We start from the raw sequence: 17,024 nt of genomic DNA on the forward strand, positions 1-17,024 counted from the left end.
CAAGCCTTGCGCCCCTACAATATTCACATCTTGTATCTTATGTCAAATACTTCGACTTGACCGACGCTCTAAACAGTTGAGAGGAATCGCGCCTTCTGTTCTATGCGGTTGAGTAACGGATGTTCAAGCGCCAGCACAGAGGGAACACGAGTTGGTTCTGCTAAACGTAGCAACTCATATCCAATACCGGCTAGCCCAGTCATCAATCCTGGTGTTTCAACGCCTAATGGTACTCCACAAAGCCAACCCTGCTGATTGATGCTTTCGAGAATAATTGCAGCCAAGCGGTTAACTTGGGTTTTCCACTGGGGGTGATCCAGGATGAGACTAGCTTGCAATAACAGTTCCAAATTGCCGAGATCGCCATGACACAAGGAGTGATTCATGCCAAATCCTTGAGTCAGAGTCGTGTTTAGGGCGGTGTCAATCTCTACACGAATTTGGGAATCATCAAGGTAGGATAGAGAACGTAATCGACCTAATCCAACTCCTGGCGCCCCATGACACCAAGCTGTCATAAAAATATCTATCTGTTTGTTATCTGAGAGAACTGTATTCTCAAACTCACGCAAATCGGGCCAGTTTCCGACTTTCCCAGAAAAGAGACTGCGTTCATAGGCGATCGCTCCCAGTGCAGCTTTGTGAAACCGTTGCTCACCTGTCATTGCTGAAAGTTCCAGCAACGCCCATGCTATACCCGCAGCGCCGTGAGAGAACCCTGTTAAAGGTCTTTTTCCCACACCTGTGGACACCCATCCGATCCCTTGGTTCATCGGTTGAGCGCAGGTAATCAGGCGATCGCCACATTGAATTGCCACAGCAAGTGTGCGTTGAGATGGTTTACAGCGATACAGATTGAGCAAACTGATCAGACAACCAGCAGCACCGCCGATGATATCGAATTGTTCATCTTTGGTAATCAAATCGGGAAGTAATTCAACCTGTGATTCCGCCTCAGCCAAGAGTTCGAGTTCATCCCACAAAATCCCCAGATGGGTCAAAGTATAGATTATTCCGCCCCAGCCACTATAACCACCGATCGCGGTTATCGATGCTTTTTGAGTCTCCACCTGACGTTGCATCGTCTTCAACGCCGCTTTTGCCAATTCGGTGTAACGCTTTTGGTTAGTGACATTGCCAAGGTAGGCAAGAAAGAGAATAATACCTGCTAAACCATCATAAAGGTCGATTCCTAATGGAGTCAGAATCCAGTGCTTTTGAGCGATTAGCGTTAAGCCAATCCAAGAGACATTTTGCTGTTCACCCAACGCCAGAAACTCTAAGCGATCGCCAATTTGTTGGGCGGCGATTAATAGTTGTTCACGAGTCACAGGATTTTTGGCTTCACTCAGATGATAACGAGTCCACTGCGCTTGTTCATCTGCCATGGCTAATGTTGTTAAAGAAGCACGAATAAACCATCGCTGTTGCTGCAAATCAGCTTCACTTAGTTGCTGGAGACGACGTTGCACTAAACTCATACCTGTTTCACCAAAGAAATCGCCAATGGGTTCGTTAGAGCTACTCCAAATCGTCCGCGAATTCGGGCGGGTGGTGAACATGGGAATATCACCCTGCCACAAATCTCTCTGTTCAGCCGCAATCACCCTGACTAGATAGGGGTGTCGCTCAATTTCTGCCCACAGTCGATCAAAAAAGCGATCGCGTTCTAAAGCATTGCGTAAGAAATCAGGATGGAAACTTTCAGAAAGTAACAGGCTGTAGGTGCGAGTCGGTCTGAGGATACAACGCACTTCATCTTCGGCGAAACAGGCTAACCGTCCATTTTCAGCCAATAACTCATCTTGATAGTGCAGCAGTAATTGATAAATGTTAGTAAAGCCAGTTAGAATGGCTTCAGTATAGTCTAAGACATTCACGTCAACACCATTCAACCTTGGTCGATTCTGACGTCCTGGCATTGGCATCCGCTTGCGAGCAAACCGCATTTCATCGGTTCCCACTGCTTCTAAATAAGGAACCGGACTTGGTGTCAATTGACCCGCTTTTCCTCCCAAACCACTCATTTCGATTCCTTCGGATTCAGCATTTGTCCAAAAGCGTTCCGGAAGTAATCCAACTCGCAAAACAGAATAAGCAATTTTGTGATCAGTCGGTAAGTCAGATTGAGTTGCTTCTAGACTTTCAGGACGAGGATGAAACAGAGACTCCAGATCAACTAAGACTGGATGTTCCCCAGCAGCGATTAAATTTTCAAAATGAAAATCAGTCGCTTCAATCGCATACAAAAGCGCTAAATAGGCTCCCTGTCGTTCATAAAAACGCTGAATCTCTGCTGTATCAGTACAGCCAGCCGCCTCCACAAATTCAACCCAACCATAATTGCCGCGATTTAATAGTTTGAGAATCCGGAATGGTGGATGATTCCCCCGTTGATTGAGCCAAGTTAGTAATTCCTGAAAATGAACATCGACGGCAAGTGATCTGGGCTTATATACGAGCTTTAAACCTGATGCAAATTGAGCAATTAGCACCGAACGTCCGCCCCGATGGGTGTCACCCAAGCTACCCTTTATCTGTTGCAATAATCCGGGTTGCTTATCGGGGCTGAATGTGGCACAAATTATTGACCAATCGTGACACAGATGTTCAAGGAATTCTTGGCTAAATTTGACCCATTGATTAGTACCAATTACAATTTGACGCGCCAAAACCGGATATTCTTCTAAAAGAGAAATCAGAGTGTCACGTTGGCACAGGCGTTGCCAAAAACTCTGAAATCGCTCATCTTGGGTGTTACCTTGTAATAACCCTTGTAGACGCGCTACATTCAGTTCTAAAACCATTGTCCGACTCACCATCCACAGCAGGCGTTCTGAAAGACTGGCGAGGAACAAATCTGCAACTGTATTGGGGTCAAAAGGAAGATTCGGGTAGGTTGGGATTAATTTTTGGATTTCTTGATGGAGGCGATCGCGTGCTTGATTAATAAAAGGTGCAAAGACATTTAGAAATCCAGTCGCTTCTTGATCTGGCAATTCTTCTAGGAGTGGAATTAAACCGAGATGAGGACGAGTCAAGGCTTCAGCAATTTCTGTTAACCAGTCTGGCGGAGTTGAAAAATAGTTTTGAACCGCCTGAATGGGTTCGCCGAGAATTTCCATGAATTTATCTTCCGTAATTCCATTTATGGCTAGGCGGTGACTCCAGCAACTACTTTTATTAAAGGAAGACGTTGATTTCCATTTCTGGATGCGCTGCTGAGCAATTTTGTGATTAATTTCCCTTTGACAGCAACCGCTTGACATATTACTTAGTAAGGCAATTCTCTCAGTTAAGGGAGTTGCATTGTACCAAGCAGCCGATTGAAAGTCAGGTTGATTCATAGGATTAACATCAATGAAAAGGATTTAAAATTATTCCAAGTCTGGAACTTTTTGTGCAGAAGAGGAATCTTAACAATCCCTCTTCTTACCGAACTGACCTAAACGTTAATTAGGTCTAACGCCTGCACCACCAAATTGTTTTTGGACAATAACATTCGGCAGTTGCTGTAAAGAAAGCTCCACAACGTCCTTTCAATGTAGATGCGAAAGTAAATCCTCCTTGGACACCATTGATTTCCTCATCTGTCAAGTCAACCAGTCCAGCCGGGTTGTCTGGTAACTGTGCTTTCTGTTCTTCACTCAAGCTATTGCGGAACTCTTCATCCTTCCAAGCACGGATGATATCGATGTTTGCCATTTATTTTTTCCTTGATTTAAATGAACAAATTTTAGTCGATAGGCTTAAATCAATATCGACAATTACATTGAAGCAAATGCACCAGAATATATCAATAAAATCTTGAATAATAAAAAGACTTTATCTTATATTAATGTCTTGTTCTTTCGATATCTTTCATGGATGTGTATATTATTTAAATTATATATTATTGGTATTGGGGAGTAAATTCCGTGAGCATGAAAAATAATTCGGACAAAAAGTTTATATATTTTTCTCAAAAAGCTTGGATAATATCATGTTAACTACCTCCCAAAAATTATCCCTGCCTCTTGACAAGGTGAGAGACAGGGATTGAATTAAAAGGAAGATATTTAGGACTCGTTAAACACCAACCGATGAAACCATAGATTTAGCTGATTTACATGAGGATGAACTCCTTATTTCTCGTCCCATTTAAAAAACCCCCAGAAAACCTCACCTTCCTTTCCATCATTCCATTGACAATAAGATGACCAAGCCAAATATTGTCCTTGTCCGAAGATCATGTCTTCATCAAGAAGATCATGAAGAAAACTTTCTGAATCATTAAACAAATCAGAACCAACTGGATTAAGAGTGTCAATTTTGATGGTAGCCATTGCAATCTCCTTGGATTTATTCGTTGAATTGAGAAGCATTATTTGTTTTTGCTTCTATTAATAGCTTAATCAATTAACATAAAAATGACAAGTGCCTAGCGAGTATATAAAAAGACATTAAAATAATGTTTAATGCTGGTTCATTAGCTAAAAAAAAATTTACTAATTGTAATGGGTTGAGGCTTATTTACATAAGTTGATATATGTGGGTTTATTGCCATCGTTCTACTTATCGCGTCAAAATTATTAGGACTTACGCAGTGGTTAAGGTGCGTTACGCTACCCTTCGGGAACGCTCTGCGAACGCTAACACACCCTACGATTAGAGGCTTTTCGTAAGTCCTAATTATATTATTTTGTCCGATTTATTTAGTTATGTGCATAATGATTTTAGAGTTTGTAGTAAGCGCTTTAGCGCTTATGGCACTCAAGTGCCTACTACGAACCCAGTAAAGGTGTATAATTATCGTCAGAATTGGCATTGAGATAGGCACGGTTTATGTCAATCCCAAACAGGGAAAACTGTTGGAGAATTGCCTGCATTCGCCCGTCTGGGGAGTTATCCCCGTTTTGCCAAGCTTCTAGTAATCCATTGGCAACCAGTTGACAGCGGTTCATGCCAAAACTTTCTTGTGTGCCAAACTTGGTATCGGGTTCTTCAGCTAACCCTAATCCGGGGGCGAGTATTTTAGTAAATAGGGGAACTTGGGGTTTAAAATGGGCTTGATTTTCCTCATAGATCACCTGCAACACTTGGCAAACCGTGGGGTAATTGGGTTTATCGAAGTAGAAAACTCCGGAATCATAACGTCCGTAGTCGGCGGGGTTATACAGGACTTTAAAGGTAAAGGGTAGGTTAATCGCGTTAAACTTCTGAGTTAGGCTATCCATGACCGAAACCGCCCCGTCTGGGGTGAGGTTAACGTAAATTCGCACGGTTTCTGAGGGATGATTTAAGGTGGGTTCACTCTGGGTTCCGGCGTTACTTACTGCCATGTAAAATCCGTTTTGGATCAGGTTTTTGGGCATCCGAATCGCTACGGTATCCCCAATAGCTGCGGCTTGGTTGGGGTGGAGATGGCGTTGGGGTTCAATATGCAGCTTTAAACTGCCTTTGCTGACGACAATTGTGTTATCTGATTCTTGTTTGAGGACGAACCAACCGGGGTCAAAGTAACCGGTTCCTTGATTGTGATCGTGTAATTGTTGATAGAAGTTTAAGTCTAATCCTAAAAGGGTATTATTTTCTAGGTCGAGGGGTAAGGCTGGGTTATCGGTATTCAGGGCGAGGCTATTTTCTAGGGATTGATTGTAGTAGATCCCGTAGAGAAAGCCACGTAGTTGTAGACTCCAGTAGCGTTGTTGGATGTCTGGGGGCATTTTCTGGAGACGGTTAATTATTTCTTGGGGTAGTTCAAAGGGTTTGTAGTTGGGATGATGGATGGAAAAGTTGGCTTGGAGTTCTATGGTGTTGGCGATGTTTTGTAAGGTGTCGAGGAGGGAATGGGTGGGGATGTTTAGGAGTTGCATGGTTTTCTTTTTTTTAACGCAGAGGAACGCAGAGGTTAACGCAGAGGGGCGCAGAGGGTTTCGGGGGAGTTGGGGGAGGGGTTTGGGGGTATTAGATTAGTAGCCATGGTGCCAAATAGGGTGGGGATGGATTGTTGGGGACGACAGAGTAAGGTTTTGGCGACTTGTAGCATGGCGATTCCTGAGTTGCTAAAGGATTTTTGGTATTGAATTGTTGCTTGAATTTGTTGAATTAAGGCTAAACCTGCAAATTGAATGATTTGGAGTAAGAAGGTGGGGCGGTGTGTTAAGATTTCGGGGAAGTTGTGGAAATAGGCTTGGGTTAAGCTGGCAATTGAGGGTTGCAGTTGGTCGAGGGGAGTTGTAGCTAACCGCAGGGATTCTTCAATATTCAGAGCGTTGCTGATGACTAAACTATCCAGCCAAATTTGGATATAGCTGGCGATGAGAGTTCCTACGTCAAAGGCTGGATCTCCCCAATGAGAACGTTCCCAGTCAATCAATCGTACTCTGCGATCGCGCGATTGTTCCCAGTGGTTAGACAGCAGGATATTATTGAGTTTCAGGTCATTATGGGTGAGACAACTGGGGGTGAAGGTTTTGCCGAGTTGGGCGATCGCGTTTCCTAAACTGTCGTATCGTTGATAGAGGGCAAAGAATTTGAGTCCATCGACGGGAACCAGCCCAAAGATGTCTGGAGTGATTCGTTCTAGTCCGCTAATCAGGTTGGGTACGGTTTCGGGGAGAGTGTGAGACTTTTGTGAGAAAAACTGCCGATAGTCGTCTCGGTTAAAGGTGGTGCGATGAATGGTTGCTAGAGTGGTACCAATAGACGCCGCGATCGCACTCGGGAAGATTGTCTCTTGGGCGTAGAATTCCATTAAGTCGCGGTACTCGTCTAAGTAGCGGAATATGATGATTGATTCCCCCGGGTCAAAATGCAGTATCTGGGGTAGATAGGGGTGAAGGGTAGTAAGTTCAGGAAAGTGCTGTAAAAACTCTTGAATCCGCCATTCTTGACTAAATTCTCCGGCTGTTTTCCCGTCCTGATTATACCGTTCTTGCTTAACTAGGAGTTTTTTACCGTCGGGTAAGGTGACTAAGAGGTTAAAGTTTTTCGCCGCAACGGGTTTAATAATGAGCTGATTTTGCTTTTCTGGTGGACATAGCCCCAGGCGGATTAAATAGTTGGGGAGATTAATTGAGCTTAATTGCATCGTTGATTAGGTCTGACTTCATGAATTCAGTGGTTATCTTAGGTTTCATTTTATTTTCAATCCCGGGTTTGTGAAGTATTGGCGGATGAATTAATTGGCGTAAATTTATAAAATTTTGTCTTCTGCCAGAATGCGTGGATATCCCCACAAATCCATAAACAGTGCTGGAATATAAGCAAGTGAAGCGCTTGCCAGAGTTGCCGTTGGGGATGCGATATGTTCTTTAATTGACAGAATTATGTCTGATTAACTACTGTGTTATCGGCACATAGAATTAGCCCTTGACTTTATTTCGGATTAAATGTAATTTTATAAAAGGGAAAAATGTGCCGTCCTCATATACCCCAATCAACCTTAATAACCATTTCTCGTAGGGTGGGTTAGGCGGTACTCAATTGACTTCCCAAACCCTTTAATTCCCTATCCGCCGTAACCCACCGAGTTATCGTTGGCAACAGGTAAACCCAAGAAGAGGGCGAGTCGATAAAATTAATGCCTCTCCCCGTCACGATAGTGCAGCGACTCGCCCCTACCAAGTTGTTACAAGGTTACAGGATTACAGGACACAGGACACAGAATACAATAAAATAAAATAAATATCAGGTTAGGAATGACCTAAACTTCAAATCCAGAGGGTGCTATGTTGACCATCAATCAAAGCTTACAGCGTCTGATATATGGAAGCGCGATCGCAAACTACCCCGCCATCCCCGACGTGCTAAGAAATGTTAACAAGCCTCAAACTCTTACTGTTCCCTGTTCCCTGATCCTTCCTAATCTCAACCGTTAACTTTAATTGTGTCCGACTACTTAAGTCATTAATGGAGGACGACTGACTCATGAATAGTTCAGAACTAAGAACCAAAGTTTTGCAAGAAATCCAGAGTGTTCCCGATGATAAACTGATTGAACTATTAGAGCTGATTCATACATTCCGACTACGTTCAGAACCTGCCCATTCTCCCAGCCAACTGATCATGAAATTCGCAGGTTGCTGGCAAGATCTACCCAACGAAACCTATACTGACTTCTTAGACGACATTTCCCAGCGCCGTCAGCAAGCATTTCAACAGAGGCAAAACCGATGAAGCCAGCCTTAGTTGACACTGACATTCTATCCATGTTTTTTCGCGGCAATCCAGCCGTCGTTTCTAATGTTCAGACCTATCTGAACAAATATCGTAAAATCAACCTCAGCATTATTACCTACTACGAAATTCTCAGTGGCTTAAACCATCGCGACGCCCACAAGCAACTTGCCTTATTTCTAGAATTTGCCACTCAAAACACCGTTTTGCCCCTCACCCAAACATCTGTCACCCTTTCAGCAGACTTCTATGCTAGCCTGCGAAAAGATGGAACGCCTGTCGATGATATTGATCTGTTAATTGCTGGTACTACAGTTGCCAATAATCTAGTTCTCATTACCCACAACCAGCGTCATTTTAGCCGAATTGAAGGGCTAGAATGGCAAGACTGGAGTCAATCTTGACGATGATCACGAAGGGAGATCGGGGAAATCGCGGCGAAAAAAATAGAATTAGTGCTTGACTTTCTTTCTGATTTTAGGTAATTTTATATCATGGAAAAATATGCCGTCCTATAGACCCCGATCACCCGTAAACCGTAGGGTGGGTTAGGCGGGATTAAATCCCAGAAACAAACCATTTAATTAACTATCCAACCTAACCCACCGAGTTATCGTTGGCAACAGGTGAACCAAGGAAGAGGGCGAGTCGATAAAAGTAATGGATTTCCCGGTAACGATAGTGGGGCGAGTCGCCCCTACAGGATTACAGGATTACAGGATTACAGGACACAAAACACAATAAAATAAATATCAGGTTAGGAATGACCTAACTATCAAATCAAAGAGGGTGCTATGATGACCATTAATCAAGGCTTACAGCAGATAGGATATGGAAGCGCGATCGCCTCATTCTTCTTCATCCCCTGTAACCCTGTCCTCGCCCAGATTACACCCGATTCCACATTAGGCGCTGAACAATCCTCAATCCTACCCAATGGAGTGGTTATTGATGGAGTAACCGCCGATTTAATTCAGGATGGCGCTAGCCGAGGTTCCGCCTTATTTCATAGCTTTTTAGAATTTAATATTAACGAAGGACAACGGGTTTATTTTGCCAATCCTGACGGAATTGAAGCCATTTTTAGTCGGGTAACCGGAACTGATTCCTCGGACATTTTGGGGACATTAGGCGTTAATGGTACAGCCGATTTAATTTTTATCAATCCTAATGGAATTCTCTTTGGCGAAAATGCTCAATTGGATATCCGGGGTTCCTTTATTGGGAGTACAGCCAATGGGGTGGTATTTGAGAATGGCACAACGTTTAGTGCAACTAATCCAGAAGCGCCACCATTACTCACTATTAATGTTCCCTTGGGGTTGCAATATGGAAATCAGAACTCAGCCGCGATTACGAATTCTGGGAGTCTAGAAGTTGGAGGAGATTTAACCTTAGTTGGCGGAAAAATTAGCAGTACCGGACAATTAGCCGCCCCCGCCGGACATTTGGAGATAGCCGCCGTGAATGGAGATGCAATGGTGCGGGATGGGTTGGCGCAGTCGGCTATTTTATTCGCGAATAATAATTTAATTTTAGAGGAAAGTCAGTTAGTCACCGCCGGAGATTTAATCTTATTGGCGGGGGATACGGTGCGAGTGCGGGATAGTGTCGAAATTCCGTTTATCGCCCATACAGGTGGGAATCTTTATATTCAAGGAAATCAAGGCATTGATATTCTGGCATTGAATCATCCAGGAACGCCGTTTCAGAGTGGTGGGGATTTGATTTTAATTAGTGATGGGGTGATTTCTGGGGATGCTCATTTTGCCAGTGGGGGTCAGTTTGCGATTCTAAATTTAGCGGGGGAACCGGGGGATTTTATCAGTTTATATGACCCGATTATTAGTTCCGAAGGGGATGTGGTTTTAGGGGATTATACAGGAGTTTCGCTGAAGGTTGAGGCGAGGGGAAGTATTACCACAGGAAATATTCGGATTACGGGTGAAGATACGACATTGAAAACTGAAGACTATCCGAATGATCCAGATGTCGATACGTTGATAAATAATCCTGCCTTAATTTCAAGAGCGGGGCTAGATGAGTTAAAACATCCGCCAACGACATTAATTCCTGTTTATTGGGATGATTTTGAAGGAGAAATTCCTGATGTATGGTCAAATACATCAACAGATATCACACCAAAAGGAAACCGTAGATTTTTGGGACAGTTTAGCGAAAAAGATGCGACGAGTTTGACACTTAATAATCTCCCCTCACACAACCTAGTAACAGTATCGTTCGATCTGTTTATCATCAACTCATGGGATGGTAATTCTACAACATTCGGACCCGATATTTGGGAGTTGAGTGTGGAGGGGGGTCAAACAGTTATCAATACAACTTTCAGCAACCAGGACTTTCCTCGGGAAAACCAACCCGGATACCCTCAGACACAGTCACACCCCGATGAATATAATCCGGCAAATATTATCAATAATCCAGCCCGCCAAGGAGCTATTGAGGATAGAAACTCTCTCGGATACGAATTCTTATTTCAAGAAGATACTGAAAAAACGCCGATGGATTCAGTCTATCACTTTAGCCCGACCTTTTCCCATACAGCGAATTCCCTTGAACTGAACTTTTCTGCCAGCCTGACAGAAGAGGATTATGATGAAAGTTGGGGAATAGATAATGTCAGTGTTTCTGTGGGCTCAAGTGTAACATTTTCGGGAGAACCATCACCAAATAATAGTCCCAATGATTCAAACTTAACCTTATCTCAAAATCCATCCCCAGGACGTATCACCACAGGCAACCTGGAAACCCCTGGAGGACCTATTATCTTAGACGCAAGCAATGATATCACGCTCAACGGCTCAATTAAAACAAACGGTGGGGATATTACACTGGAAAGTGGTGGTGTAATTGATACTACCGCAGGGGAAATTGACGCCTTTTCCGGTACTAATGGAGGAGACATTAATCTCGAAGCTGACGGTAATATCAAAGTAAGTAATATTACCTCATCGGGTAATGCATTCGGTGGCAATATCAACATTACCAGCAAAAATGGAGTCATCTCTCTAGATGGTGACACACTCGTTCGCAGCGATACCTTTGTTTTGGGTAGAGGAGGAGATGTTAACCTATCCGCTCGGTCAATATTGATCACCAATGGTGCTGGCATTATTACTGGAACGGATAAAGTAGGTCAAGGTGGAAATCTGACAGTAAATGCCCAAGAATCTGTTGAAATTCTTGGAACGTCAAATGACGCAAATCTATCTCTGAGTATGTTATCCACCGCCACCGCAGGAACTGAAGCTGCTGGAGATTTAACCATTCACACCAAGCGATTAATTGTCCGAGATGGGGGAGTTGTTTCAGCTTCAACGGCTGGTGCAGGTGATGGGGGAAATTTGATTGTAAATGCTTCTGAATTTATTGAATTAAGCGGTACAGCACCCGATGGATTTCCCAGTGGATTTTCTACAGATACGATTAGTAGTGGTAATGCGGGAGACTTAATTATTGAGCGAGGACGCTTAATTGTGCGAGATGGTGCCGCCGTATCCGTTTCCACATTTGCTGACGGTGAGAGTGGTAATTTAATCATCCGTGATTCGGAATCCATTGAACTGAGTGGGACTTCACGAGCAGGATTTCCTAGTGGGTTGTATGCTCAAGCATTTGGGGATGGGGATGCGGGAAATTTAACCATAAATCATACCCAAAATTTGAGCGTTCGGGATGGGGCAAAAATCACCGTAGCGGCGGGTAATGCGGTAGATAATAGAATTCCTACGGGGCGTTTGGATAGAGCGAAAACCGATGAAATTGCCGATATAATTGGTGCGCCTGACATATCTATCAGTCCCCAAGCAACAGGGAATGCAGGAAACATACAAATCACAGCAGACAATATCTTTCTGGAAAACCAAGGATTAATTATTGCTGAAACGGAATCAACTGAAGGTGGTAATATTACCCTCAACGTTAACGATATATTACTCCTACGCCATAACAGTTCAATTTCCACCACTGCTGGAACTGCTCAAGCTGGAGGAAATGGCGGTAATATCCGGATTAATTCACCCTTTATTGTCGGGCTTCCTTGGGAAAATAGCGATATTACCGCTAACGCCTTCTTGGGGAATGGGGGGAGAGTTGATATCACCGCCAACAAGATTTATGGACTCGAATTTCGCCCTCGCCTCACTCCCCTTTCTGACATTACCGCCAGTTCCGAATTTGGCGAACAAGGAGTCGTGGAACTCGACACCTTAGAAATTGACCCGAACACCGGATTACTGCAATTACCTCCCCCAGCTTCTCCACCGGATTTTGTCAATTTCTGTCAAGGGCGTTCTGACCAAACTCCTAGCCATTTTATTATTAGTGGACGTGGTGGTGTTCCGCCCACAATTTCTCAAGTCACCGGAACCGATAACGTGTGGGAAGATTTACGTCCATTGACTCCCAATAGTGATAGTCGCCCAGCCAAAATTGAACCCGTAACCCAGACTCGTTCAACGCCAATAATTGAAGCCCAAGGCTGGATAAAATTACCCGATGGAACAATCGTTCTCACCGCCGAAGCGCCTAATGTTACCCCTAATCCGGGTTGGCAAAATCCGATACATTGTCAGAGTGCTATTGAGTGATAAGTGGGGGATAATAATGAGGGACTGCTGAATCTAACTTTTCACGGTATTTGGCACATCTGTAGGGGCGGGTTTCACGACTATCTTTTTGGTTGCACCCAGATGTGACTAAACCCGCCCCGACTCAGGTTTGTACACTTCCCTTGAAAAGTAGGGACACCATCCTTGCGCCCTCATGTACCTCTATTTGAGCAACGCTATTTTTTAACGCAGAGTTTCGCAGAGGTTGACGCAGAGGTTCGCAGAGGGATTGAGTGGTGGGGAGGTGAGGGGTTGATGGTTCTGAAATAAATAGGAGGTGGATGATTGATGACGTTTATTAATCCGAAAACTGATTTTGCTTTTAAGAAGATTTTTGGCTCCAAGAAAAGTAAGGAGATTTTGATTAGTTTCCTGAATGCTATTCTGTATCAGGAACGGGAGATGATTCAAGACCTAGAAATCCTTGATCCTTATCAATCCCCTCGCATCCAGGGAATCAAGGATTCCTATTTAGATGTGAAAGCCGTCATCACTGGAAACAAAACTGTCATCATTGAAATGCAGGTACTCAACGTTTTAGGCTTTGAAAAACGAGTCCTGTATAATGCCGCCAAAGCCTTTTCCATTCAACTGAGAGTCGGGGAAGATTACAACCTCTTAAATCCAGTGATTGCCTTAACCATTACCGACTTTGAGATGTTCGCCAACAGTGCCAAAGTTATCTCTCGCTATTGCCTCAAGGAGAAAGAAACCTTAACCGATTATGCCGATGACATTGAATTAGTCTTTGTCGAATTACCCAAATTCAATAAAACCTTGGATGAATCAGAAACCTTAACCGATAAATGGCTCTACTTTCTCAAATTTGCCAACACCTTAAAAGACGTGCCGCCGCCAATGGCAACGATTCCCGCCATGAAACAGGCATTTACTATCGCCAGACAGAGTAAACTAACCAAGCGAGAGTTAGAAGCCCTAGAGAAGCGAGAGATTTTTATTCAAGATAGTCAGAATGCGATTCGCAAAGCCAAACTGGAAGGAAAAGAGGAAGGTATGAACGAAAAAGCAAATGCCATTGCCCGTGAACTCCTCGATGTTTTAGACATTGAAACAATCAGTCAAAAAACCGGATTAAGCATTACCGAAATTCAAGACTTAACCTAGATGTCAGTTCCCCTTGTTCCCCTTCTCCCTTGATGGGAGAAGGGGTTAGGGGATGAGGGTGAAAACCTTACCAGTCATGCTTTTTACCTTAAGTTGACACTAATAAAGACTTGCGCCCCATCCAGGATTGAGTTAAATCGATGCACTTCCCAAACAACAAACAACGTTAGCGGTCACAAACGGAGCTTTTGTCATGCAGAGCTTAGTGAAGTATAGCGTAACATAGTCGTGAGATTCTTCACTCCGCTATCGCTCCGTTCAGAATGACAAATTTGGCCGTGCGAAGTATAACAAAGGACAAATGACGAATGACCAATAACAATCGCCATCTACTGATTGGATTTATCCTCGGATTATTCCTATTCACAGGTATCCCCCCTGTCTTATCCCAAATTAACCCAATTACCCCTTCTATCCAATCCGCCGCACAATCTATAACCCAAGGGAGAACCTATTACGCCGCCAAAGACTATCAACAAGCCATTCACTTCTGGCGACAAGCCGCCCAAGGCTACGAAACCCAAGGGGATACCCTGCATCACGCCCAGGCGTTGAGTTATTTGTCCTTAGCCTATCAAAAACTCCACCAATGGACAGACGCCGACGCCGCCATCACAGCCAGTCTGACTCTATTAGATACCCTAGCAGAATCAACAGAGCGATCGCGTCTTTATGCTCAAGCCCTGAATCACCAAGGTCGTCTAGAATTAGCCTTAGGGCGGGCGGAATCTGCATTAGCCACCTGGAAGCAAGCCACGCAAATCTATCAACAACTCAATGATGACATCGGAGTAACAGGTAGCCTATTCAACCAAGCCCAAGCCATGGAAGCCTTAGGATTCTATCGTCGCGCCTGTCAGATTTCCCTGCAAGCCCTCCAGGTAGACAATCATTGCAACTTATCTGAGTCAGGCGAATTAGACGCCGCCGTTAACACCTTTACCCAGCAATCTCAACCCGCATTTACCGTTGTCGGGTTACGCCATCTAGGAAATGTTCTCCGCCTCGTTGGACATTGGCAAGAGTCAAACCTTATTTTACACCAAGCCTTAGACTTAGCCGAACAAATCGACTCCCCATCCCAACAAAGTGCCACATTACTCAGTTTAGGCAAAACCCAATACGCTATATATCGCCAAGACAAAGACTTATGGGAGAGAAGTAATATCACCCAGAATCGCGACAATGCCAAAGAATGGGCAAGAAAAGCCTTAAACACCTATCAGCAAGCCGCCACCATCAACACCGACTCCACCACCTTACCCTTAGAAGCCCAACTGCATCGACTCCGTTTATTAATCGAGTTTCAGCAGTGGTTACAAACCCTAGCAAAAACCGATAAAACCGCAAACCCAGCCGAATTTACCTCTCAAATTCAATCCCAAGTCCAGACATTACTCAACAGTCCCCTTGCCAACTTAGAGGACAGTAAAATCGCCATATATAGCCAACTATCCTTTGCCCAAACTCTACTGAAATTACCCCAGTATGACCCAAACTTTAGTCATGCCCTTGATTATACCCAAGCCGCATTAAATCAAGCACAATCCCTGGACAACAAACGGGCAGAATCTGAAGCCCTGGGGACATTAGCTCACATTTATGAACAGAACCAAAACTGGTCAGATGCCCAAGACTTAACCCATCAAGCCCTCGGTTTAGCCCAATCCCTTAACACCGAAGACTTAGCCTATAAATGGTTATGGCAATCGGGACGAATATATTGGCAACAACAACAAAAAGAAAAAGCAATTCATGCTTACGACGCCTCAATTAACCTGCTGGATTCCGTGCGGCGGAACTTATTAGCCATCAACCCCGGCGTGCAATTTTCTTTCTTAGACGATGTGCGACCCATTTATCAAGAATTCCTGCAAATCCTACTCCAACCCGACGCCAATCTTGACCATCTCAGTCAAGCCACACGCATCAGCGAAGCCCTACAATTAGCTGAACTCGAAGACTTTCTCCGCTGTAGTTTTACCAACTTAGTCCCCATTGACCAAAGTAAAAATCCCCCCGATGCAATTATTTATCCAATTTTACTCGAAGACCACCTCGAAGTTCTGGTAAAATTGCCCCAATCTGACTCATCTCCAGAAAACGTTTATCGGTATACCACCCAGGTTTCTGCTAAAGACTTTAGCCAAACCCTCTACGACTTGCGCCACCAATTAGACGACCCCAAAAATCCAGTAGACAGCCTAATTTTACCCCCAGCCCAAAAACTCTATAACTGGCTACTCAAATCAGCCCAGGCTGACTTACCCCCAGAGGGAACCCTAGTCTTTGTTCTCGATAGCACCCTGCAAAATCTCCCCATTGCCATTCTCCACGATGGTCAGCATTACTTAATCGAAACCTATAACATTACCGTTAGCCTCGGGTCACAATTACCCAACCTCAACCCCTTATCCCCAAACAATTGGCAAGGGCTACTAGCCGGAATTCATAAAAAAGCCGATAGTTACCCACCCAAATTACCACCCTTATCCAGTGTCTGGGAGGAACTACATCAGATTCACAATACTGTCCCCAGCCAACTTCTACAAAACGAACAATTTACCCAAACCAACTTCCGAAACCAACTAATTAACCATCCATTTTCCGTAATTCATCTAGCCACCCACGGCGAATTTAGTTCAGATGCAACCAAAACCATCATCTACGCTTGGGACAAGGAAATCCCCGTAGAAAAATTTGGTCAACTCCTGCAACAGAGACAACAAACCCGCCGCGAACCCATTCAATTATTAGTCCTCAGCGCCTGTCAAACAGCCTCTGGAGATAAACGCGCCGCATTAGGATTAGCCGGAGTCGCCTTAAGAACAAATGCCAGTAGTACAGTCGCCAGTTTATGGCGCGTTAGTGATAACTCTACCGCCCAATTAATGAACGACTTTTACCAGCAATTAAGCCAAGGCATTCCTAAAGCCGAAGCCCTAGCCAACGCCCAACGAAAACTTCTAACGAATCCCGATAATCCATCCCACAAACATCCTTACTATTGGGCAGCATTCATCCTCGCCGGAAACTGGTTTTAATCGTTCGTAGTAAGGGCTTTAGCCCTAGCTATATTTCCGACGTAAACCCAACCGACAATCAAAT

Annotated in this window: 10 protein-coding genes; 5 read left to right on the forward strand and 5 right to left on the reverse strand. The window is 44.1% G+C overall.

Translation table 11 applies throughout. The features are described from left to right. Positions 1-68 precede the first annotated feature (68 nt). From RH949_RS20445 to RH949_RS20465, 5 genes are all read right to left on the reverse strand, one after another. Entirely contained in the window at positions 69-3,347 is a 3,279-nt protein-coding gene (locus tag RH949_RS20445) for a type 2 lanthipeptide synthetase LanM family protein (protein WP_446355721.1), read from the reverse strand. Positions 3,348-3,462: 115 nt separating this feature from the next. Beyond that, positions 3,463-3,705, reverse strand: a complete 243-nt coding sequence (locus RH949_RS20450) for a mersacidin/lichenicidin family type 2 lantibiotic (RefSeq protein WP_446355723.1) — start codon at positions 3,703-3,705, stop codon at positions 3,463-3,465. A gap of 419 nt (positions 3,706-4,124) precedes the next feature. After that, positions 4,125-4,325, reverse strand: coding sequence for a hypothetical protein (locus tag RH949_RS20455; RefSeq protein ID WP_446355725.1), 201 nt, complete (start codon positions 4,323-4,325; stop codon positions 4,125-4,127). Positions 4,326-4,763: 438 nt separating this feature from the next. Beyond that, complete coding sequence (locus RH949_RS20460) at positions 4,764-5,855, reverse strand: T3SS effector HopA1 family protein (protein WP_446355727.1); 1,092 nt, start codon at positions 5,853-5,855, stop codon at positions 4,764-4,766. Between the two features lie 35 nt (positions 5,856-5,890). Continuing rightward, a complete protein-coding gene (locus RH949_RS20465; RefSeq protein ID WP_446355729.1) occupies positions 5,891-7,072 on the reverse strand; it encodes a phosphotransferase family protein in 1,182 nt (393 codons plus the stop codon). Between the two features lie 839 nt (positions 7,073-7,911). Between RH949_RS20465 and RH949_RS20470 the strand changes: the two genes are divergently transcribed. The 5 genes from RH949_RS20470 to RH949_RS20490 all read left to right on the forward strand — a co-directional run bounded on the left by RH949_RS20470 (position 7,912) and on the right by RH949_RS20490 (position 16,960). Beyond that, on the forward strand, positions 7,912-8,160 hold the full coding sequence (locus RH949_RS20470) for a hypothetical protein (RefSeq protein WP_006100365.1): 249 nt from the start codon (positions 7,912-7,914) through the stop codon (positions 8,158-8,160). Next, positions 8,157-8,564: a PIN domain-containing protein gene (locus RH949_RS20475; protein WP_446355732.1), complete on the forward strand. Its 408-nt coding sequence runs from the start codon at positions 8,157-8,159 to the stop codon at positions 8,562-8,564. The genes RH949_RS20470 and RH949_RS20475 overlap by 4 nt, the downstream gene beginning before the upstream one ends. A gap of 390 nt (positions 8,565-8,954) precedes the next feature. Next, a complete protein-coding gene (locus tag RH949_RS20480) occupies positions 8,955-12,770 on the forward strand; it encodes a two-partner secretion domain-containing protein (RefSeq protein WP_446355734.1) in 3,816 nt (1,271 codons plus the stop codon). A gap of 309 nt (positions 12,771-13,079) precedes the next feature. Further along, positions 13,080-13,916, forward strand: coding sequence for an Rpn family recombination-promoting nuclease/putative transposase (locus tag RH949_RS20485; protein ID WP_446355736.1), 837 nt, complete (start codon positions 13,080-13,082; stop codon positions 13,914-13,916). A 308-nt stretch (positions 13,917-14,224) separates the two neighbouring features. After that, positions 14,225-16,960 carry a CHAT domain-containing protein gene (locus RH949_RS20490; RefSeq protein WP_446355738.1) on the forward strand — a complete coding sequence of 912 codons (2,736 nt, stop codon included), beginning with the start codon at positions 14,225-14,227 and terminating at the stop codon, positions 16,958-16,960. Positions 16,961-17,024: the final 64 nt, after the last annotated feature.

It is taken from the genome of Coleofasciculus sp. A1-SPW-01 (genome assembly GCF_040217205.1).
Taxonomy (GTDB): domain Bacteria; phylum Cyanobacteriota; class Cyanobacteriia; order Cyanobacteriales; family Coleofasciculaceae; genus Coleofasciculus; species Coleofasciculus chthonoplastes_A.